This is a genomic window from Paenibacillus sp. EZ-K15 (assembly GCF_002573715.1).
Classification (GTDB): Bacteria; Bacillota; Bacilli; order Paenibacillales; family Paenibacillaceae; genus Paenibacillus_AQ.
On sequence record NZ_PDHM01000016.1, the window covers coordinates 405513 to 427332 of the forward strand.

Annotated in this window: 22 protein-coding genes; 15 read left to right on the forward strand and 7 right to left on the reverse strand. The window is 47.6% G+C overall.

Annotated elements, in window-relative coordinates; genetic code table 11:
• Positions 1 to 75 precede the first annotated feature (75 nt).
• The 4 genes from CRG97_RS14435 to CRG97_RS14450 are packed head-to-tail and all read left to right on the forward strand — an operon-like array spanning position 76 to position 4305.
• On the forward strand, positions 76 to 1671 hold the full coding sequence (locus CRG97_RS14435; RefSeq protein ID WP_098744032.1) for a spore germination protein: 1596 nt from the start codon (positions 76 to 78) through the stop codon (positions 1669 to 1671).
• A gap of 4 nt (positions 1672 to 1675) precedes the next feature.
• Positions 1676 to 2914, forward strand: coding sequence for a Ger(x)C family spore germination protein (locus tag CRG97_RS14440; protein WP_343225193.1), 1239 nt, complete (start codon positions 1676 to 1678; stop codon positions 2912 to 2914).
• Positions 2915 to 2923: 9 nt separating this feature from the next.
• A complete protein-coding gene (locus CRG97_RS14445) occupies positions 2924 to 3163 on the forward strand; it encodes a hypothetical protein (RefSeq protein WP_098744035.1) in 240 nt (79 codons plus the stop codon).
• A gap of 17 nt (positions 3164 to 3180) precedes the next feature.
• Complete coding sequence (locus CRG97_RS14450; RefSeq protein ID WP_098744037.1) at positions 3181 to 4305, forward strand: GerAB/ArcD/ProY family transporter; 1125 nt, start codon at positions 3181 to 3183, stop codon at positions 4303 to 4305.
• A gap of 195 nt (positions 4306 to 4500) precedes the next feature.
• Here CRG97_RS14450 and CRG97_RS14455 read toward each other — a convergent pair whose 3' ends face one another.
• Complete coding sequence (locus CRG97_RS14455; protein ID WP_098744039.1) at positions 4501 to 4908, reverse strand: hypothetical protein; 408 nt, start codon at positions 4906 to 4908, stop codon at positions 4501 to 4503.
• Between the two features lie 209 nt (positions 4909 to 5117).
• Here CRG97_RS14455 and CRG97_RS14460 point away from each other — a divergent pair, with 209 nt between their 5' ends.
• Positions 5118 to 5960, forward strand: coding sequence for a hypothetical protein (locus tag CRG97_RS14460; protein ID WP_098744042.1), 843 nt, complete (start codon positions 5118 to 5120; stop codon positions 5958 to 5960).
• Between the two features lie 74 nt (positions 5961 to 6034).
• Here the strand turns inward: CRG97_RS14460 and CRG97_RS33270 are convergent, their stop codons facing one another.
• The gene (locus CRG97_RS33270) at positions 6035 to 6256 is read right to left on the reverse strand and encodes a hypothetical protein (protein ID WP_202618947.1); all 222 of its coding nucleotides are present in this window, start codon (positions 6254 to 6256) and stop codon (positions 6035 to 6037) included.
• On the opposite strand from CRG97_RS33270, the gene CRG97_RS14465 reads away from it, so the two are divergent.
• Together CRG97_RS14465 and CRG97_RS14470 are read left to right on the forward strand one after the other, a co-directional pair.
• A complete protein-coding gene (locus CRG97_RS14465; RefSeq protein WP_237566444.1) occupies positions 6237 to 6359 on the forward strand; it encodes an alcohol dehydrogenase catalytic domain-containing protein in 123 nt (40 codons plus the stop codon). The two genes, CRG97_RS33270 and CRG97_RS14465, sit on opposite strands and share 20 nt — an antisense overlap.
• 179 nt (positions 6360 to 6538) lie before the next feature.
• Entirely contained in the window at positions 6539 to 7078 is a 540-nt protein-coding gene (locus CRG97_RS14470) for a GrpB family protein (RefSeq protein WP_098744045.1), read from the forward strand.
• Positions 7079 to 7131: 53 nt separating this feature from the next.
• Here the strand turns inward: CRG97_RS14470 and CRG97_RS14475 are convergent, their stop codons facing one another.
• Positions 7132 to 7938, reverse strand: a complete 807-nt coding sequence (locus CRG97_RS14475) for a phytanoyl-CoA dioxygenase family protein (protein WP_098744048.1) — start codon at positions 7936 to 7938, stop codon at positions 7132 to 7134.
• Positions 7939 to 8072: 134 nt separating this feature from the next.
• Between CRG97_RS14475 and CRG97_RS14480 the strand changes: the two genes are divergently transcribed.
• The 8 genes from CRG97_RS14480 to CRG97_RS14520 all read left to right on the forward strand — a co-directional run bounded on the left by CRG97_RS14480 (position 8073) and on the right by CRG97_RS14520 (position 18634).
• Positions 8073 to 8879 carry a helix-turn-helix domain-containing protein gene (locus CRG97_RS14480; protein ID WP_076323271.1) on the forward strand — a complete coding sequence of 269 codons (807 nt, stop codon included), beginning with the start codon at positions 8073 to 8075 and terminating at the stop codon, positions 8877 to 8879.
• A 147-nt stretch (positions 8880 to 9026) separates the two neighbouring features.
• Complete coding sequence (locus CRG97_RS14485; protein ID WP_098744050.1) at positions 9027 to 9932, forward strand: DMT family transporter; 906 nt, start codon at positions 9027 to 9029, stop codon at positions 9930 to 9932.
• A gap of 557 nt (positions 9933 to 10489) precedes the next feature.
• Positions 10490 to 13732 carry a PQQ-binding-like beta-propeller repeat protein gene (locus CRG97_RS14490; RefSeq protein WP_098744052.1) on the forward strand — a complete coding sequence of 1081 codons (3243 nt, stop codon included), beginning with the start codon at positions 10490 to 10492 and terminating at the stop codon, positions 13730 to 13732.
• A gap of 506 nt (positions 13733 to 14238) precedes the next feature.
• Complete coding sequence (locus tag CRG97_RS14495; protein WP_098744056.1) at positions 14239 to 15198, forward strand: AAA family ATPase; 960 nt, start codon at positions 14239 to 14241, stop codon at positions 15196 to 15198.
• A gap of 14 nt (positions 15199 to 15212) precedes the next feature.
• Entirely contained in the window at positions 15213 to 15851 is a 639-nt protein-coding gene (locus CRG97_RS14500; protein WP_098744059.1) for an RNA ligase family protein, read from the forward strand.
• Positions 15852 to 16139: 288 nt separating this feature from the next.
• A complete protein-coding gene (locus CRG97_RS14505) occupies positions 16140 to 16550 on the forward strand; it encodes a hypothetical protein (RefSeq protein ID WP_237566396.1) in 411 nt (136 codons plus the stop codon).
• A gap of 507 nt (positions 16551 to 17057) precedes the next feature.
• Complete coding sequence (locus tag CRG97_RS14515) at positions 17058 to 17507, forward strand: DUF1569 domain-containing protein (RefSeq protein ID WP_098744065.1); 450 nt, start codon at positions 17058 to 17060, stop codon at positions 17505 to 17507.
• Positions 17508 to 17629: 122 nt separating this feature from the next.
• Positions 17630 to 18634, forward strand: coding sequence for a MerR family transcriptional regulator (locus CRG97_RS14520; protein WP_098744068.1), 1005 nt, complete (start codon positions 17630 to 17632; stop codon positions 18632 to 18634).
• A gap of 68 nt (positions 18635 to 18702) precedes the next feature.
• Here the strand turns inward: CRG97_RS14520 and CRG97_RS33605 are convergent, their stop codons facing one another.
• The 4 genes from CRG97_RS33605 to CRG97_RS14535 all read right to left on the reverse strand — a co-directional run bounded on the left by CRG97_RS33605 (position 18703) and on the right by CRG97_RS14535 (position 21727).
• Positions 18703 to 19302, reverse strand: coding sequence for an alpha/beta hydrolase family protein (locus CRG97_RS33605; RefSeq protein WP_237566397.1), 600 nt, complete (start codon positions 19300 to 19302; stop codon positions 18703 to 18705).
• 27 nt (positions 19303 to 19329) lie between these two features.
• Positions 19330 to 20163 carry an alpha/beta hydrolase gene (locus CRG97_RS33610; RefSeq protein ID WP_237566398.1) on the reverse strand — a complete coding sequence of 278 codons (834 nt, stop codon included), beginning with the start codon at positions 20161 to 20163 and terminating at the stop codon, positions 19330 to 19332.
• Positions 20164 to 20489: 326 nt separating this feature from the next.
• Complete coding sequence (locus tag CRG97_RS14530; protein ID WP_098744071.1) at positions 20490 to 20975, reverse strand: hypothetical protein; 486 nt, start codon at positions 20973 to 20975, stop codon at positions 20490 to 20492.
• A 101-nt stretch (positions 20976 to 21076) separates the two neighbouring features.
• The gene (locus CRG97_RS14535; protein ID WP_098744075.1) at positions 21077 to 21727 is read right to left on the reverse strand and encodes a hypothetical protein; all 651 of its coding nucleotides are present in this window, start codon (positions 21725 to 21727) and stop codon (positions 21077 to 21079) included.
• Positions 21728 to 21820: the final 93 nt, after the last annotated feature.

A 21820-nucleotide genomic window follows, 5' to 3' on the forward strand; every position in this document is an offset into this window, starting at 1 on the left:
TTCGTCTGTTAGTTTACAGCTGGTTTTCTTCGGTAATAATGTGGGAATAGCATCTGTGAGAGGAAGGATGTTCCCATGCGGTATCGAAGAAGAAGCGGCCATTCCATCAAAAACAACACCAAAGATACCCTACCGGCTAACACATCGTCAAAAGATCCCGATGCTTTAAGCCCGGATATAAAAAGCAATCTAAACCATATCAGAGCAGCACTCGGTAACAGTACCGATATCGTGATCAGGGAAATTCCGTTGGATGAAGAGGAGAAACACTATATCGCTATCCTCTATACGGACGGCTTGGCCGACCAAAAGATCATTTCGGAATCCATCATGATGGTTGTAGCCGATATTGCGAAATCCCAGGTGAGGGACGATACTGAACATTCGCAGCCCTTTGATGGGCAAAAGATATTAGAAGAAATCTCCTTCGTAAATAAAGAGATCCAGTCCATACACGATTACAAAAAGTTGTTCCATTCTTTATTGTCGGGAGACACCATTTTTCTGGTAGATGGATTGGATCGAGGCATTGCGGCAGGCACACGGGGATGGAAGGACCGCGGGGTCATGGAAACATCGGCGGAAAATGTCGTCCGCGGTCCGCGCGAATCCTTTACGGAGTCGCTGCGAACGAATACGGCTTTGATTCGTCGAAAGATCAAGGATCCTCATCTGTGGATGGAAACGAAGCAGATCGGCCGAATTACGCAAACAGACGTCGCCATGATGTACATCGATGGCATTGCAAACGAGAAAATCGTCGGGGAAGTCCGCACCCGGCTTGAACGAATCGATGTGGACAGCATCTTGGAGAGCGGTTATATCGAGGAATTGGTGCAGGATAAGACCCTGACTCCTTTTCCCACGATTTATAATACCGAACGTCCAGATGTGGTTGCATCCGAGCTGCTTGAAGGCAAAATCGCTATTATCGTGGACGGGACTCCGTTTGTTCTGATCGTTCCGGCTCTTTTTGTCTCTTTCTTGCATGCTGCGGAGGATTATTACCAGCGCGCTGATATCAGTTCCTTCCTGCGAGTGCTGCGCTACCTGAGCATATTCATTTCGTTGCTTGGGCCTTCCCTCTATGTAGCCATAACCACCTTTCATCACGAAATGCTGCCGACCCAGCTCCTGTTCGGGCTGGCTGGACAACGTGAGCAAATCCCGTTTCCCGCCTTCGTCGAGGCCGTCCTCATGGAGGTCACCTTCGAGATTCTGCGGGAAGCAGGCGTGCGGCTGCCCAAAAATATAGGGTCGGCGATTTCCATCGTAGGAACATTGGTGATTGGGCAAGCTGCCGTTGAAGCGGGGATCATCTCGCCCGCCATGGTCATCGTGGTTGCGATCACGGCTATTTCCAGCTTTGTCGTTCCATCGTTTAATATGTCCATTGCTTTTCGGATGCTCCGGTTTCCGTTAATGGCGCTTGCCGGATCCTTTGGCCTGTTCGGCATCCTTGTCGGGATCATCGCTCTTATTCTGCATTTGTGCAGCCTCCGCTCGTTCGGAATCCCGTATATGTCGCCTTTCGCGCCGTTAATTCCGGAAGGGCAAAAAGATACGATATTGCGGCTGCCACATTGGATGCTGATGAACCGTCCCCGACTGATCAATCAGAACAACGAAAAGCGCAGAACAAGCACACCTCCCCAAAAATCGCGGGAATAGATGAATGCAGACCAGCGGGAAAGCGAGTGAACATTGGATGAAACGGATATTGGCGTTGATTCTTCTACATATCGTCATCACTCTTCTTTTAAGCGGTTGCTGGAATCGCAGAGAATTGAACGAGCTGGCCATAGCGGTAGCCGCTGGGGTTGACTGGGTGGACGGCCGCTACCGTTTATCGGTACAGGTCGCCATCCCCGGTCAGGTCACCGCCAAAAGGAGCGGAAGTCCCCAAGCGCCTGCTACACTGTTTACGGCTGAAGGCGATACCATATTTGAAGCGGCGCGTAGGATCACCCAGATTAGCCCGCGAAAAATTTATTTTTCCCATTTACGGATGTTTCTGATGGATGAGGCGATGGCAAGGGAAGGGGTAGCCAAAGTTCTTGACCTATTGTCTAGAGATCACGAATTCAGACCCGATTTCTACCTGGTTGTTACCAAAGGAGCAACGGCGGAGGAAACCTTGAAAATCATGACGTCTATGGAAACGATCCCTGCGAATAAACTCTACGATTCCTTGCAAATCTCGGAAAAGGTATGGTCACCCAGCATGGCCGTAACGCTGGATCAAATGATCAACGACATCACCAGCAGCGGAATACACCCCGTGCTCACAGGACTGGTGATCACAGGGAATCGGGATCTCGGAAAAACGAAGAAAAACGTAGAAAATATTGAAACACCAAGCCAACTGAAATATTCGGGGCTTGCCGTTTTCAAATTTGACAAACTGATTGGCTGGTTAAACGAGAAGGATAGCAGAGGTTATCGACTCATAAGGGGGCACGTGAAAAGCTCTGTAGCTTTTGTTCCCTGCCGGAATGACGGAAAGGTTATCTTGGAGACGCTAAGGACCGATGCCAAGTTGAAGGGAAGAATCGTTCAATCCCGACCAGAAATGGATATCAAGATTCGTATGGAGGGAAACATTGGCGCTGTGGAGTGCAGCGGCTTGGATCTGTCGCAACCTGCGACAGTGAGGGAGCTCGAAGCCGAAATGGAAGAAAAAATAACCCAAGGCTTGGAGTCTGTTATCAACAAAGTGCAAACGGAGTATAAAGTTGACATATTCGGCTTCGGGGAAGCTTTTCGCCGTTCGCATCCGAAGGCATGGAAAGAAATGAAGGACGAGTGGAACGACCGATATTTTCCGAACCTCGAGCCCCATATTCAAGTGGATTACAAAATCCGGCGAACCGGAACAACCAATGATTCTTTTCTAAATGATCTAAAGGAATGAGGCGAATAAATGCTGAATATCGCGATTATTGCAATTTCAGCCACCATCTTAACCTGGCTGGAGCTGCCGAGGATGCTCCGGGAAAAAGAAATAAGGGAAATCTGGGGGTTTACGGCATTCATGATCGTTGGCATTGGAATTAGCGTGGCCCAAACGGTCATGAACGATATTCCAACTCCTATGGTTTTGTTAACGATCGTATTCAAGCCGCTCAGTGATTGGCTCTCGGTCATCGGTTTGATCCAATAAGAAAAGGAGCAGGAAAGATGCCCGTAGTAAAAATTTCATTGCGCCAGGTCAGCATTTTAACCGCCATGTATACGATCGGAAGCGCTATTCTTATCGTTCCTTCGGGTACGGCTAACATTGCTAGGCAAGATGCTTGGATTGCCGCTTTGGTTGGGACCGGTCTCGGATTCATTATCTTGGCGCTGCAGTTGCAATTGTCCAAAAAGTATCCGGAAACGAATTTGATGCAATTGTCCGAGAAACTTTTAGGGAAATGGATCGGCAAAACGGTAAACTTTCTGTTTTTAATTTCATTGCTCCTAAGTGGTCCCGCTTGGGTGTTACACGAAATTAGCGACTTCATGACCATCCAAATGCTGCCCGAAACCCCGGTTCAGGCGATCATTTTCCTCTACGGGGCACTTGTTGTCCTGGGGGTGCGTTTGGGGCTCGAAGTGCTGGCCAGATCAGCGGAGATGCTGTTTCCATGGTTTCTTCTTCTGTTTCTGTCCATGAGCATTTTATTATTGTCGGAGATTAAATGGGAGAATGCACTTCCCATTTTCGAATCGGGTGCCAGCCCTATCTTCCCTGCCGCAATCTCTTTCGTTAGTACTGCGTTTTTGCCGCACATCGTGTTGATGATCATCTACCCGGGGGCCGTTAACCGCCCGGCGGAGGCATACAAAGCCGTATATATCGGAAGCCTATTCGGTGCGGGGGTGCTTTTTACGATTATTGGATTAGCGATTTTGGTCTTGGGTCCGGACATTACGGCACGAAATATGTACCCCAGTTATATGCTGGCCAAAAAAATCAATATCGGTAATTTTCTTCAACGTATTGAAGCGGTCATGGCGGTGATGTGGTTTATCACTTTATTTTTCCGTATCTCCTTGTATTTTTATGCCATTGCGATCGGCGTAAGCCAGATATTTAATATCAAAAATTATCAGCCGCTGGTCGTGCCGCTAGGCTGGATACTTGCCGCAGTTTCCGTCTTCATATATCCCAATGTTCCATTCAAGTTGGAATGGGACGCAAAGACTTGGATTCCGTATACGATCACCGTCGGATTTATATTTCCATTGGTGTTGTTCGGCATGCACGGACTCCGTAAATTGCGGTCCAAAAAAACAAAAAAGTCCTCGAAATCCGCCTGAACGGTTGGAGGACAAGTGGGTTACTTGATAATCCACTGTAATGGTAATTGAAAAGGATATAGCTTGGAGTTCTTGTTCGATCCGTCTACTTGTAGACGGTTTTTTGTGTTGAGCTGGCTGGAAAGGCTGGATGTTTCTGATGCGCTGGTAATATATGAAGTCACTTAGACTTCATTAAAGAACGGCTATCGTGCTTTATGCCAAATCCTTAGGTTTATCACCGATCAAGCCCAACAAAAACATCTGTGAATAAGCGTAACCTTTATAAGTCTTGGATAAACACGAAGGAATCGTAAGATCCAGATCCATATAGGTAGTCAAGATTAATTGTGTGAACTCCTTCTGGTTCGTCAAGGAATACTCCTGCAATTGTTTGGCGAATTCCTTGCTGACATGTTCTCTTCCTCCAAGTGCTTGCTGCAATTGGTAACCTGCCAAGTATAACGCAGCAGCTGTATCTTCATCTGTTCCTCGATGCTCAGCTACATAATTGCCGATCCAATCGCGAACAAGAGAAGAAGGGTCGGTGTTATTGTCCTTCGCAATCTCTTGAAAGCTCTCCTTGAGGTCTTTGGATAGACGGATGTGCAGATTAGTATTCATTGGCAAAATCCTCCTTACCGTAGTGAATTTATTGTACTCAAAATGTTAACATATTGTCAACACAATACATACACAATTCAAACGAGATAGCCTAGTGGATTTCTCACATCCTCTCAAGAACTGATGCCGACTGAAACCCCGCGTCCCTTGCAGTCGTATATGATACATTGTCATCTCTGACATCGTTAACAAGGGGAGGAGATAAACCCATGGCCAAGCAACGTAAAAATAAACCCTGTCGTACAGGTATGTATACATATAAGCAGAATAGGAGAAAACACCGCAAAGGATCCGAAGACACCCGCTTCGATCGGTTCTGGTTCCGGATTGTGGAAGCGATCGGATGGATCATCCTGCTCGGATCATTTCTAATGTATTGGGATTCCGCCCGGCTCACGGCTATTATATTCAAAGCTCAGCCGGTCCATCAGTTGACATCCGAAACGACTGGCTATGTACGGCTCGAAGGTCAGGCAGGAGGAGAAGCGGCATACACGGACGAAGGCAAGCTTCAGGATCGTTACGCTCTGCTCCAGAAAGAGCCGTTCCGCTGGGAATGCGGCAAGGGCGGTTGCGAATACAAGCTGGATGATAACGGAAGCCACCGATTATGGGGAAGTTCAGAGTTAAACGGAGTAACGGTTCAGGCGGAACGGTTCAGGTTCTACACGGACTGGCTTCCGCTGAATTTTGCGACGGTTGAACCAAAACAATTATCCCTGATTTACCAAGGAAATTCATCCCGTCCACTGCTGACGGAAAGCCCCAAGGGCCCGGCTTACGGTTATTATGCCGTCTCCCCCGGAGATTGGGTGACGGTAATTGGCCGGGCTAACAAAGGCCAACTGGAAGCCTTCATCTTACCGGGGGATGATACGAAGCAGCCTGTCCTGCTGATCGGTACGAGTGTGGAGGAGATGCTGTCGGAAGAGAAGGGAGTCCAGACCGTGTATTTGATCATTTCTTTAATCGTCGCATTGATGCTGCTCCCTAAGATGATCGGAAGAACCAAGCGAATCACTCAATGGATAAAGGCTAGAAGAGCGAGATAATATGAGCTGCATACGGAGGCGAGGATTATTTCTGCGGCGAAGGCCGTGGCTATATCTATTGGAAATTTGGCCTTCTAAATTGGTAATAACGAGCGGCTGATCCAAAGGTGTAGACGCTGGTGTTTCAGCGATTTGCCCCCTACGGAGGAGAATGCCACGCAGGCAGCCGAGCATAGTATTCGTCTTGTCTTGAACGGTTTGCAGTCCTCGGACATGAATTCTCCGGTACGATCGTTGAAGTAGAGAGGCGTAACCACCGTGGAGCCCGGTGACCAGGTGGCCGTTGAACGACTCATAGCTTGCGGCCACTGCTCCAATTGCCGAAGAGGTATGGCGAACCTGTACTCGACCAGCGGCGGTTACGGTTATTCCATTTCTGGCGGGTTCGCGGGCCAATGATCGAAAACAATGCAAAATTTTAGTTGATATGCACTTATCCTAATGAATCAGCCGAACTTAATGAAAAATAGATATATCATCCAATCAGCCTTCATCAAAGGCGTTTTTTTATATATAATTAAATTTTACATTTTTTCATAAACCACTTAGGTTAATAAAAGCAAAGTGAGGTGAGCGTGATGGAGGATACCATCACCATTGTAGAATATGACCAAAGCTGGGCGGAAGCTTTTGAATCCGAAAAAGAAGCGTTGCTTACGAGACTTGGTACCGAAGCGGTAGCAATCGAGCATGTGGGGAGTACCGCGATTCCCGGGCAGGCATCCAAGCCGGTGATCGACATCTTTGTCGGCTTGACGCCGCTACGGCCGGTCGCCTATTACGAATCACGGTTCGATCCGGTCATCTATACGCATATTCAAACCGGAATGCAGGGGAGATATTTATTTGCCAAGCGTACGGAAGGAAAGTGGACCCATAATGTCCACCTTATGATGTATGATGATTTGTTCCATACGAGAAATGAAATTTTGCTGCGAGATTATTTGCGTAGTCATCCAGAGCTTGTAACGCAGTACGGCGAAGCAAAAAGGGTGGCTGCCCAGAACGCAAATTCCATGGAAGCCTACACGATGGAGAAAACCGCTTTTATTCAGATGGTTGTGGATGCGGCCCGAAGTGAGCTGGGCCTTCCGCTGCAAAATGTGTGGGAAGATTAGGATTAAAAACAGCGCGACCAGCGCTATCAAGATGTACGCTGGTCACCTGAAATTTAATGGGGATAAGGTGTTTCGAATTCAACGCCGCACGGACCGCCATTCGGATTGATGTCGAGATTAATCTCCGTACCGTCTTCCCGGAACAGCGGCCGATAGAATGCACCAATCTTGGTAGCCGAGGCGTTGGCGTAGTGGCAGATGAAGGCGCGGCGGAACCGGTTGGATTTGTTGCGGTAGGAGCCGTGGATCAGGTTGCCGTTAAAGAACAGCACATCGCCTTTGTCCATGATCGCGGGGAGGACCTGTCTATCCTTGGGCGGCTTCACGAAATGGGTAGTAAACGATTCGTTCGAATCGGCTTCTTCCGGGCACACCAGGGCATAATCACTTGTTTTCGGAACGACGAGCAAACCACCGTTCTGTTCATCAGCCGCGTCGATTGCGGCCCATGCCGCGATACAGTTGCCAGGCTCGACCTGCAGGTAGAAGTTGTCCTGGTGCAGCGCTTGACCGCGGGAACCCGGGGGTTTGTAATAGAACATGCTTTGAGCCGCAAGCGCCGGTTCGCCATACAAATCAGCCAGCACCTCCATGACAGGCTTGTGCAGCATGTATTTCTTCGCAATTGCATTAAAGCGGTGCGGATGCATCACACGCGGATAACGCTTCAGCGGTTCGGCAGTTTCATCATCCAACACCGGTTCAAAGTGGCCGGGAACGGTCGTTTGGCTGATCTCCTCAAACGTCGTTTCGATTTCCGACAGCTCTTCTTGGCGGAAGAGCCCTTTTACAATTAAATACCCCTCCGTTTCGAACTTGTGCAGCTGCTCTGCCGTCAATACTTTTAACTTCTCTCGCATAAGAATTCCTCCCGTAAGATTATTGTTTTTTCCTGTTGACAATAGAATAAGGTCTGCTTAACTTGAGAGGAAGTATGATATCTGCTTATAATTACCGGGATTCTGCTAATCGAGGTACAGAGGAGGAGAGGTTTATGCGAACGCCGGACGGACGGCAAGGCATATCCTTAGAAAGTACCGGAACCATATTCGGCGACCATTTCGATCAAGACGATGCTTATCGGCTGCGTCGTCCTCACGGGATGCAGGACTGGCTGCTTGTCTACACGCTGCATGGAGAGGGCTATTTCAGGACGCCTGCCGGGGAGAAACGCTGTGGGCCCGGGCAGCTCGGCCTGCTGCGCGCCAACATCGCTCATGAGTATGGGACAGTCCAAGGGAAGCGCTGGAACTTCCTATGGATTCATTATCCCGGGCTTCCGGAAAACAGGATGCTGCGTCATGAGGAGTTTCTGGTCGAAACGCTGCCCGATGAACGTGTCCGAGGGCGTGTCGAGTTAGCGTTTCGGAATGTGCTGCAAGATTCGCTGGACCGGTTAGACCTATGGGAGGCACTGTGCGAGAACGCGCTGCGCGAGATTTTACTTCTGCTTGCACAGCGCACGAACAAAAGACTTGATCCAAGGGTCGAACAAACCCTCGGCCTGTTGTCCCGTTCGTTAAAAGAAGATATTCGAATTGACGCCATATCGCGAGAGATCGGAATATCGGGGTCAAGGCTTGCCCACTTGTTTAAGCAAGAAACGGGGTACACCATCGTGGAGCATCTGAATCAAATGAGGGTTCGCCATGCCGCCTTATTGATGATCCACTCCGGCCGTACGGCGAACGAAGCCGCGCAGGATGTCGGGTTTAACAGTTACAATCATTTTGCCGATCAGTTTCGCAAACAGTACGGGGTTTCACCGAGGCAGTACCGCCAGGCGTGTAAGCTTACATGAATGCTGCCAGGCTTTAAAGTATAATGCATGAATCATTCTAAGAGAAGAAGCTGCCTGCAAGGGTGCTGTGTAGAATGGCTCTGTACAACTTCCCTAATGAGATGTTAACTTATAAGGATGTCCCTCATATAGAAAGAAGGTATTAAGTTGGCACGATCCTTATATATTGCACTCATCCTCCTAAGTCTCATATGGGGAGGTTCGTTCTTTTTCATTAAAAATCTGCTACACGATTTCGGCCCTTGGGGAATCGCCTTCCTGCGATCGACCTTTGGATTTCTCTTCATTACGATTGTCATGCTCATCATGCGAAAGCCGTTTGCCCTGCGTGAAATTCGTTGGCTGCCGACCGTCGTGATTGCGATGATTAATATGGCACTGCCATGGACCTTAATCGGGTTTAGCGAAACCAGGCTGGCGAGCAGCATGGCTTCGGTATTAAATGCAACAACGCCGATATGGACCATGCTCGTTGGTTTAGTGTTCTTCGGCTCCGTGTTTAGGCGGATTCAATGGATGGGCATGGGGGTCGCGCTTGTCGGTCTGATCATTCTGCTCGGCATTCGCCCCGGATCATTTATTACTGTCGATTTCATTGGCTTCGCAGCGATGATAGGTGCTACCTTGTGTTATGCCGTGGGTTCACAGTTATCCAAGCGTTTACTGGGCGGACTGACGATGTATCAGCTAACGTTCGGAACACTGCTTGGGGCGATGGTAGGGAGCGGTATCATCGCTTTTACTACGGAAAAGATTGATCTTTCGAAGATCGGAGAGCCTGCCAATATAGGTTCTCTTGTTGGCCTTGGCATCTTCGGTTCTGGCGTGGCGTATATTCTGTTCAATTATATGGTCTTAAAAGGGAGCCCGGAGTTTGCCACATCCGTCACCTATCTCGTTCCTGCAACGGCGATGATTTGGGGATATACACTGCTGGATGAACCGATTGGATGGAGGCTGATTATCGGCTTGATTCTCATTTTATCTGGGGTATTTATCACAAATCGTGGCGGACGAACATCAAAAGAGAGTTTGGCTGCTGTACCTAAGTAGCATTCATTAGTAACAAGAAGGACTGCTGAGAGGCAGTCTCTTTTTTTTTATCCCCTTCTGTTTTTTTATATGAAGCAAGCAAATTATTTGGGAATTTCGCTATGAACGCAATTGAAGAAATTCATAAAGTACTTCCAAAAGAGGGCATGGTGCCGAGTGTGATACGAATCTATATTTTGCGCTGGGCCGCTTAAATTGCGGCTTTTTTGCCGTTATCCCATTGCGTTTTGTTAATTTCATATTGAGTTTGAAGCTTGAAAATACGATGAAGACTTTGTGATTATTCTACTTCTTTTGCAAAATCCACTTTGGCCCATAGCAGGACAAATGTAATGAAGCATGATAAATATCGATTGACACCATCTTGGTATTTGCCTAATATACGGGCCAGACGGCCCCCATCCATGTTCTATATTCTACTTACAAGGGGTTTATCAATCCATCGGTAAAGGAGGTTCGTATACAAAAACAGTGACTGAACGCTCGCATGCGATGCGATCTGCCTGCATGCGGAACGATCCTTCGGGAGACAACGATTGAATCTAAGGAGGTTATTTATGAGAATTAGAAAGGGTGGCAAGTACCAAGTCTTGATGCTCGCAATTTGTTTTATATTGGCATGCTCGGGAGGCGGTGGTGTCACAGCTGCTTCCGGGGAGAGCAGGCTGGCTCAGAAAACGTATGGAACACCGGAAGAAATTCTGGTCCCTAACAACTATACGGTGGCCGTGTTCAACGGTACCACGGGCAAGGAAGAGGGCCGCAACGTGCTTTACGCGACCAGTAAAGGGAAGCCGGGGCATCTTAACGTCATTGATCTGGAGGACTATAAACTGCTGCGGAGCATTCCGATCGGACCCTCCGAGAGCTCCTGGGCACATACCACGGCACCGGACGGAACATTGTTCCTTGCGGCTGACGGCGGCGGAGCAAGGCTGTGGAGTTACTCCCCGGTTACTCATGTCCCTGTGCAAGTTGCCCAGTTCGACGGACAGTCGGTCCCGAACAGCATCACCACGGATGAACAGGGCCGCGTGTATGTCGGAACCTATCCCGGCGGCAAAGTGTACCAGTACGACCCGGCTACAAAGCAAACCAAAGATTACGGCCGCGTCATCGGGTTGCTTGATCAGGAATATGTGCGCTCCATCGCATACCAGGGCGGCAATATATATGCCGGTACCGCACATAAGCAGATCGTACGCGTGAATTTGGCGACCGGTGAGAAGACGAATATCGCGGCTTCCTTGCCGGTTAAGGAAGACACCGTGTATGACTTAAGCACGATTGATAACCGTTATTTGTTTGCCAGATATACGGACGGCAGCGGCATTCCCGGAGAGGCGTTTATCTACGATACGCAGACGGAGAGTTGGCTCGATGTCGTGCTGGAGAACGTAACGGGGCTGCATGCAACGGATTCCCTCGACGGAAAACTGTATTTCATGGCCGATAAGAAGCTGAAAACGTTTGATCTTGCCACGCATGAGGTCGAGTTGACCGGAATGGAGTACAACAGCGGATTTCGGGGCGTGGATTGGTTGGAATTTCCGAACAACCCCGAGTACCCGGGCAAAAATCTGGTTACCGTCCGTTATGACGGCGGTGTTACGATCATGAACATCGAAACCAAGCAGGTACACCTGATGCCGCCGGTCATTCCGGGTCTGCCCGGTGTTGTCAACCGGTTGAAAAGCGTATCCGATACGGAGTTGATCACCACCGGCTCACAGGCCCGTTCTTCGCTCGTTGATCTGACGGATAAAACGGCGACACCGTTCAGCATCGGTCAGGCCGATAGCGTTCATGCCGTAGGCAATAAGGTCTATATGGGCGTATATCCGGAGGGCGGACTGTACGAGTTCGATCTATCGACGGAGCCTGGAATGAACAATCCGAAGAGATTGGCCGTGCTGGGCAACGATCAGGAGAGGCTGGTGGATATCTCCAGTTCTAAAGGCAAATTGTACATTTCGACTATATCGGGTTACGGTACTTTGGGCGGCTCACTGACCGTTTATGATACCGCTACCGGGGAAATAAACGTTCATCGCAACGTCGTCCAGAATCAGAGCGTGCTCAGCACGACGGTTCATGACGGCAAGGTATTCGGCTCCACGACGATACGGGGCGGACTGGGCTCCGAGCCGACCGAGGCGGAAGCGAAGATTTTTGTATGGGATGAGGAGAAACAGCAAAAAATCACCGAGTTCCCGCTCAGGGTTTCGGGATTGGATAAACCGGTATTCATCGGTGATCTTTCCGCCGGTCCGGACGGTTTGATCTGGGGGGCATCCTATGAATACATTTTCGCAATTGATCCTGATACCTATGAAGTCGTGAAAAGCAAAAAAGTGTATCCAAGCTTAAACTTCAGCCAATGGGCGCATCACCCGCTGCGCTGGTCGGAGGATGGGCTGCTCTATGTGCTGTTTAACAACAAACTGACGGTCATTGACCCAGAAACGCTGGAGCATCGGACATTGGCCGACACCTCCAGATTTGATTTACATGCGGATGGGAACCTGTATTTCACGGATATGCAGACCAATACGATCCTGTATCGGATGGAAGTTGACGGAGAGGTTGTTGAAGAACCGCCGCATACGGCAGTTCCTATTAACAATCCGGGCTTCGAAGAGGAATTAAAGGGATGGAGTCCGTTATTCGCTCCAGGTAACGGTTACCGCTATGATCTCAGTACAGAGCGCAGTTTCACGGGAACGCACAGCCTGAAGATTACGGACACGCTGAGAACGGCATCCGTTGCCGTTCAGAGTGATCAGATTCCCGTCATTCCGGGAGAGGAATATACGGCGGGCATGAATCTCTATATTGAATCCGGCCAGCCTGGCTTTATGTTCCGATTTTTTGATAGCAATAACGCGACCATCTCCACCTTGGAAACCCATTTGGATGAATCGCGATTGGCCCAGTGGCAGAAAGTGACGCTCAGAGGCAAGGCGCCAGCCAATGCAGCCTACGCTAAATTGATTGCGGTAACCTCCAGATACAATGTGGCAACCGCATATTATGACGATTTCTTTGTTGCGGTAAAAGACAGTCTGCCACCAGTCTCAACGGTAAGTCAATCGCCTTCTCCCAACGAGAACGGCTGGGTGAATTCCGATGTATCGTTGTCCATCTCTGCCGAGCGTGCCTATTCGATCGAATACTCCGCTGAAGGGGCACAGCCGATAGAGAAGACCACGGTAAAAGGGAATACGGCTCAGCTTGAAATCACGAAGGAAGGCGTCACGACGGTCACCTATTCCGCCACCAATTTCTCAGGCGTGCCTGAGGTTCCGGGGACGCTGAAGGTGCAGATTGACAAGACAGCTCCGGTTGTAGAATTCACGGGGGAACGTCAGTACACGGTTACCGATTCCGTATACGTCTCATGCAATGCCGACGATAGCTTGTCCGGGTTAGCTGAGAATCCATGTCTTCGTCCACTAATTGAACGTCCTGCCTATTTCTTCGAGCCGGGATCCCATGATATTTCCGTAACGGCAATCGATCTGGCGGGAAATCAAACGGAAGCGGTTTTTCGTTTCGAGGTGGTCGTGACGTATGATAGCTTGTCCGCGCTTGCAGAGCATTTTGCCGCGAGCGATCCGGGACTCGCACAATCGCTGTCAAGTAAACTCCTTAATGCCCAAGAGGCCGAGAATAGGGGTAACACCTCTGCTAAGGAAGGCATGCTGAACGCCTTTGCCAATCAAGTCAGCGCACAATCCGGCAAAATATTGACGGGTGAACAAGCAGAAGTGCTTACCAAACTGGCAGGTTACCTGTAAGCAGGCGAAAGCGTTAGTCAAAAACACGATACTTTGGCCAAGCGGCCGAACATGATGTAAACTGCTGGAGAGAGGGAAACAGACACCGGACCGGACACTGATCCCCGTCAAGTTGGTGGAGCGTGATACGACCGCACCTGCTCCGAAAGGAAAAGTCACGGAGGAGTATATATGATATGAAGGCTGGTTGCCAGGCAGGACTTCTTACCTGCGGCAATCAGCCTTTTTATAGGCATGTAAAAGTTGAATATAAAAATTCTCTACTTACACAAACACTCCGCAAGAATGGTACAGTATTTAGAGTTAAAGGAAAAAGCCGTGTAAAGCCGCATACCGGAGGATATTTGTATGGTGCTACTGCCCGAGATGGGAGAGTATATGTTCACCTGGGATGCCGCGATGATAACTGAACCGGACGCAACTAAGCGTTAAGGTTGAAACGTCTATCCCTCCGGACACGTAAACATGACACCAAGTGAACCAAGACCTGAAAGGAGGTGATCAACATGTGTACGATTCATATGCTGGTCGGGATACCCGGCAGCGGAAAAAGCTATCATGCCAAACAATTATGCAAAAGCGAGCGGGCCGTCATCGTTGCGACGGACTCGATCCGTGAAAGATTGTTCGGCAGCGAATCCAAACAGAAAAATACGTATCTGGTATTTGACGAAGCTTTTGCCGAGATCGAACAGGCGCTTGCGTCCGGACGAAATGTCGTATTTGATGCCACCAATGTCAGCCGGGAGCGGAGACAGAAGTTCCTGAAGCGATTTGGCGATAGATCAGTGGAGTGCCATATCTGCACAACCCCATATGAAGTGGCTCTGGAAAGAGTCAAGGGACGAAAACGCCGGCTCGATGAGAAGATCATGATGAAATTTGCCAAGAATCTTGAATTTCCTGTCAGGGGCGAAGGATTCAGCGAACTGCATCTCGTTCATGAGCAGGGCGAAACTCAGTTTACAAGAAAAGAACTGGAAGTGCTGCTAACACGCAAACCGGGTCATGATGAGTTATTTGGCTACTTGTCCCAATCTCCCTATTTCAACGTGATGCTGGGATATGATCAGGAGAATCCGCATCATTCCAAAACGTTGTCGGAGCACACGTTTGCCGTGCTGGAATATATCAATGCTTTCTATGAAGGCGAGCATTTGCTTGCTATGCAATTAGCAGCGCTGTTCCATGACGCGGGCAAGCCGTTTTGCAAAGTATGGAAGCAAGCAAGAGGTTACTATTCCTATTATGGGCACGAGCATGTATCGGCAAGCATAACCTGCCATACATTGAAGGACCTCGGATATGATGATGCATTTATTCAGCACGTCGTTCAACTTGTGAGCTTTCATATGGAAATTTTGCATGGAGGGGATGCAGGGGCATCCAAGATCTATCATTTGTTAGGCGAAGATGTGCTGGCTGAGCTGTATTTCTTCGCAGAAGCCGACACTTTCGGCAAATAAGGAGGTGAACAACGATGAAAATGAAATATCCCAAAACGATGCATTTGCCTTGGTCCAGAGGTTATACGGATGACGATAAGATTTTACGAAGTACTGACCATTTTACGGGGCAGGAAGTTATCATTACCGAGAAAATGGACGGGGAGAACACCACGATGTACCCCAATTTCATCCATGCCAGATCTCTGGACAGCAAGGATCATCCTTCCCGTCATTATGTGAAGACGCTGCATGGTGGCATCCAGTTTTTGATTCCGGAAGGATATCGTCTCTGCGGGGAAAACGTATACGCCAAGCATTCACTTTCGTATTCGGCGCTGCCTGCCTATTACATGCTGTTTTCGGTGTGGAATGAGTATAATGTTTGCCTGTCATGGGACGAGACGGAGGCTTGGGCGGAACGTCTGGGACTTATAACGGTTCCTGTCTTGTACCGGGGAATCTGGGACGAGGCTACTGCCAAAGCTTGTTATACGAAGCAGTCAAACTGCGGAGGGGAGCAGGAAGGTTATGTGGTTCGGCTGGCTTCCTCTTTCGCTTATGGTGATTTTAAGCGCAGCGTTGCCAAGTTTGTGCGCAAGAATCACGTACAAACCGATGAGCATTGGCTAAGCAAACCGATCGAACCGAATCGTTTGGCTTCTGGGGAATAAAACAGTAAGAATGAATAATTACCGATAATTTTTAGAAAATGAGGTGTTGATCATGTAATTCTAAGTTGCTATTTATATGAGATGATGTGAATACTTAGACACGAGCTGCCGCTAAAATCGGGGCTTTTTTTATTGCTTTTGTACATATTGGTTACCACATTTTGTTAGTTCAAGTATAATGAACCTATACATAAGGACGAAAAACAGAACCATCATGATTCCAAGATAGGAGATAAGATGAATAAGAAGAGGATGTTTCGAGTTTCTGCTCCGTCAGGGGGCAGATTGATGATTTCGATGTTGATTTTAATCGCTATTCTTTTTGGAAACATCATAAGAGGCCATGAAGAAAAGGACATCTTTTATTATGTATGGATTGTATGGTTGGTTCTTTGCACCGCCGTATTCGTCATCATCGTATATAGAACGTATGTGATGAAACCGAGCTTGATGGAAATGGATCAAGACGGAATTGTTATAAACGGTACAGAAATAAAGGCTGAAGCTGTAGCATGTTTATTGATCAACGATGACAAGAAGCGGGTAATCGGGATCAAGCCAAAAGGGCGTAAATTAGTCCCCTTAAAGCTATGTTTTACGTTCGCTGAAGAGCAGACTGAAGCCATCAGGCAGCTGGAAACATGGGCACAAGAACATCATGTGAAGATATCAAAGAGATTTTTTATGAGATGGATGTAGAGGAACGTAGAATGAGTATTTAGTTTATTGTCCTAAATTGAAGGAGGATGATAATGGAGGGATTATACTCATTTATTCTCCTTGTTATTTGTGTTGGTCAATGGGTCCTAAGCAAGATCATCGATGTTGGGGAGGAAGAAATGCGTGACACCCCAGTGTATAAATGGTATCTTCTGGGCTCATGGGCTTTATTAATTCGATACTCATCCTTGTATGGACCATGGATAGGAGCAGACCCTATCCCATATGGCCATTCATATTCACCGTAATCTTCTGCTTTCGCGGGTATATGGAGTGGAAATATATACGCGAAACCCTGAGGCGTCATCAAGTCTCAATCCTATTGGCAGCAGCTTCTCTTTCGTTCACAGGTCTAATGATATTAATTCTTCTTGTAAAAATATTAAATCAAGAAAGCAATCAAGAAGAAATGTCCCGAAGATGGGTCGGCTATAATGTAATCAGGTGTTTAGACATGGATTTTATTATAGGGAGAGGCAATCAATCATGAATAGTGTGTTCAATCAATTGGATATGACCCAAATATTAAACCGAATCGATACATTAAACTCTCAATCACAACCGTTATGGGGAAAAATGGACGTTGCCCAAATGCTGGCTCACTGCTCTGCGTTCCAAGACATAGCCATGGGCATCACAAACCCGCCAAGAGGCTGGTTAGGTAGGTTGGTAGGGAATTTCGCGAAGCCCGTTTTTTATAATGACAAACCGTTACCCCGCAATATGTCCACTATTCCGGATATTTTGATTGCGGATCCAAGAGAATTTGAAACGGAAAGAGCAGGATTGAAAGAAAAAATTATAGCGTTCCAAAAGAACGGACTTGAGAGATGTACCACGCATCCCCATTCATTCTTCGGTAAACTGACCCCGGAGCAATGGGGGAAAGGGTTATACAAGCATCTGGACCATCATTTGAAACAGTTTGGCGTTTAAGGCTCAAGAAACCGCAGACTCGCGGTTTTTTTTAATTCCTTACGGTTCTATTCATGTCCTACAGCTTTATATGAAGGCATGCGACTTAAGATGGTATATACTATCTAATTGAGGTGAGTGGAGTGTATTCATACAAAGAGACCAGCTTACAGAGAGATGGGAACCGTAATTCCGTAACACATAAAGACGAAACTTATTCGATCGGACAAGTTGCTGCATTGCTGGGGTCTACCGTAAAAACGGTCCGTTACTATGACAAGATCGGATTGCTTAAGCCCTCAAATTACACCGAGGGAGGGCACCGGGTATATGCGAAGGATGATATTTGGCGTTTACAACTCATTACAACGCTGCGCTTTCTAGATTTCGAAATTGATGATATACGCAGGCTCATAGCTGGCGAAATCGAAGTTGCTTCAGCCTTGGATTGGCAGATTGAGTCCTTGGAGGCGCAAGTTAGCACTCTGACGAGTATGATCTCGATTTTGCGTCAAGCGAAGACACACGACGAGGATTCGTTAGATTATATTCAAGACTTGGTCAAGACACGGACAACCAATAGTGAGAAGCGGAATCAATTTATGATGGATAAATTGGAGGATTCCAAATTTCTGGATGGAGTCCCTCAGGAATGGAGAAGATCATTTCTCTATTTCTTTAATAAATATATTGTGAATCAAGTCAAAATAACGGCTAAACAAGCGTTTGTCTGGGATGAATTACAGGCGTTAATTAACGATCCCCAGTTCATTCCAGATCTGGTCCAAGATGAATTTCTTTTTTTCAATATGGTCAACCAACCAAGATGGGGTGCCTCCGTATGGCCCAAGAAGATTGAAGATATCCATAACCGGCTGAATACAGCATTGGAGCGCAACCTGCCAGCTGGTAGTCCTTTCGTGCAGTCCATCGTCGAGAATGCGGCCATGCTGTATGCAGACGCCGAACAGTCGATGAACCAAGAGGATGTTTTCCGCTACTTTGCGGAATATGCGAAGAGCCCTAGAACTGAACGCATTAAACGGTTCAATACATTGTGCGCAATGTTAAGCCCGGAATACCGCTTGTTCTCAAAAGGGAACAACTTACTGCTTCAAGGCATCGAATGGAGGCTCGAACATATGTGACCACGCATTATGGAAAAAATAACCGAGGCGATAACGCCCCGGCTAAGAAGTTAAATGCATCCTGGAATTCAGTCTGCGCCTTTCTGCAGTGAAAACGAAGAATGCTCTCCAATATTTTGTTCCATTAATTTAAATGGCTGCTGCTTTAAATAATGGTTAAAGAAATCTAGACTGAATTCGTTAATCAGGCGATGTGCATTTCGCACATCAACCCCCTCCATCCATGCTAGCACAGGTGAAAGCAAGTACGTATCAGAGAAGCCCATGTGCTTCATATTTTTTATCTTCATCCAATAGTTCTCACCCGCTGCCACGGAATTGTATCGTGATAACACTTCATCAAAGAACTTGTCCAGTTCCTCTCTTGTTGTTCCTTGGGAAGCGATATTCTCATCGCTCATATTGGCTGTTCCTGCTAGTGTGTCGTCAGCGCTCATCATCAGGAACGGTCTCTTCACTCCATCCTCTGGAAGCCGTTGTTCTCCGAATAATCCACCGTCCATGTTGATGGCAGCTTTCAGTCTGGGATCCTTCAACAGGGTTTGAACGGCAGTCGACCCACCATAGGAGTGACCAAACATGCCCATGTTGTCCGTATCTATACGGCCTGTAAACCGATGGTCCGGATCATTCACCGCGAGCTTCTCAACCTGATCGATTACAAACATCGTATCTTCCACCCAGACCTTATTTAATTAATCTAAGTATTCGTACCCGCTATCCTCCAGAGGAGAAAAATTTACAACACGACCGTCAGGGAATACGGAAGTGGTGCTATAGTACGTGTGATCAATGCCGATTACGATATATCCATGACTGGCCAACTCTTCAATCTGGAAGGTGTTTTGGTTCTTAACTCCATTGAATCCATGCGAGAATAGGAGAACCGGGTAGGTAGTTTCCTTATTCGATAGTTCTGCACCTTTGATCGCATGCGTTTTAATCAGTTCAAGGCTTTTAAACAACTGCTTAGGCATATGGAGCGCTTGGCTGTATCCATCTTCGAAAATATCGGGGTGTGCGACATATGGCGCTTGTTTGCCTTTCGCCGAAGGATTGGCCGGGTACCAGATTTGTACCATTAACTCACGTTTATCGTCAGGTGTCGGCGTATTCGCTTCCTCACGCAGCTCATCTTTCCAATCATAAGTCACCGTTCCTATTTTATAGGGCCCCGTCGGCTTTTCAAATTTAAATACTGGAAGCAGGAGAGGCAGTGTCACCGCAATAGTAGAATACAGCACGGCCAGTGCAGCAATCAGCGTGGTTTTAAATGGGAATGCCTTCTTTTTGACTTTCTTTGATTTGGGAATGTACCTTAAAGCCAACACCATGATCGGGATAAACGTCATTGCATAGGCAGGAATCATTTGCCAACGCATTCCTTCGACAAGAATGTGCGCTAGCAGGAGTACGGCAGATATACCGAAACCAAAGATCAGATGTCGCTGCGGCTTGTTCCGAGCAAAGATCAACCAACCTAGCATAAAAAGGTTAAAGATGACAAACCACATTTCCAAAGTTCTCATAACAATGAAACCTCCTCAATTTCTGTTCTTGCTGTTTTTACAATGCAAGTATAAAACCTCCCCTAAGGGTACATTCAACAACAAAAAATGAGCGTATGTGTACGGTGCATTTAAGGAGTAAGAAGGAGGTAGGTTTTGTTAATACTTTGATATGATTGAACTAGGAAGCAGTGGGGGGGTTCGTGTTTTCGATTTTAGCTAACCGCTGATACTGAAAGAGAACTGAGATATGCAGTAATGATGCGAAAATACCCCGTAGAGCCAGCACACAACGAACGTTGGCTCTACGGGGTTGGAAGGTTTTGCTGCAGATTATGTATTTTTCTTTATGACCAATCCTCATATTTCTCCATCGTAAACTCGCCTTCCAGCTCCAACCGGGTATCCGGCTTACTGCCGTCATAATAGTCGACGTCCATCGTTGATCCGGTCCAAGATACGTAAAATACGCCATTTCCTCTATACTCGATGCGTCCCCGGTTATCATTCACCTCCTGGTGCTCAAAATAATACAGTCTTGCATCCAGGCTTCTGGAGATCTCGTTATAACCCTGGGCAATCGTAAATTCCAGCGGTGCAAACTCATCTAGTTTTAACGTATCTAGATAAATCGTAAGCTCCGCGTCCGGATTGTTCAACAATTCATCCGAATCCGGTAAACATTGGAGCGGCTCGGGTTCCGTCTCCGTCTCGAACCATAGCATGATTTGCGGCCGTTCATTGACTTGGCTGCGGGTTGCGTAGGCTTTGGATTCGGCCAAAGCGTGTTTTTCGGTTCCGTTATAACGGATTAAAGTTAAAGTTCCTGTCATGCGAATCTCCTTATCTATTTTTCCTTAAGCACATTGAACCATTGCACCTACCGGTTTCATGCCTTGTATCGTTACGGTCTAATATGAACGACCAGTCGTCTTTACTGAAGCGATAAATATTCCAGCAGCGCATCAGTCTGCCCGCTGCCCAAAAGCGCAGTCAGTGATGGCCTCACATGGGCGAGAAAATCCGGTTTTGTCTCATAGGTTTCTTCGTCGCTGGTTTCACCCTGGAAAAGCCGAGCTCCTTCAATGAGAATGGACAGCGCGTGAAAGCAATCCGCAAGCGAATTCGCGACCAGTTTAGGCTCGCCACCTTCGAATGCGGCGTATACGGGTGAACCACTGGCTTGGACGTCAACGATCAGCGGATCATCGTTCACATTGGCAATCACGACGTGATGAGCTGGCCAAATGCTCGATTCTACGGTTTCACCCCCGTCGCTAATCCAGCGATAGCCCATTTGCTGCCGGACCAGATGCTCAGGAGAAACAAAGTAGATGACAGCCGATTCTCCGATCTCAACCGCCGCGTTCTTCATTTTATGGGTTCCTTCGGCCTTAGCGTCAACCATCTCATAATGGCTGTATAGATAACTAAGCTCAGGAGACAGTGTTATGCGCTCATCCACAGTCGGCAGCTGAACTTCGGACCGCTGTCGTATTTCATGATCGGTGAAGAGCCCGAAATCCCGATTATATAAGTCCTGTTGTTCTATGAATCTAGTTAAAGCCGCTTCCAGTTCCAGCATTTATTTCATCCCTTCCAGCATATTAACCGAATTATAACATGCCAAGTCACCGTGGTTAAGCATGGGGAATTCAAACTCAGGAATGAGATATGG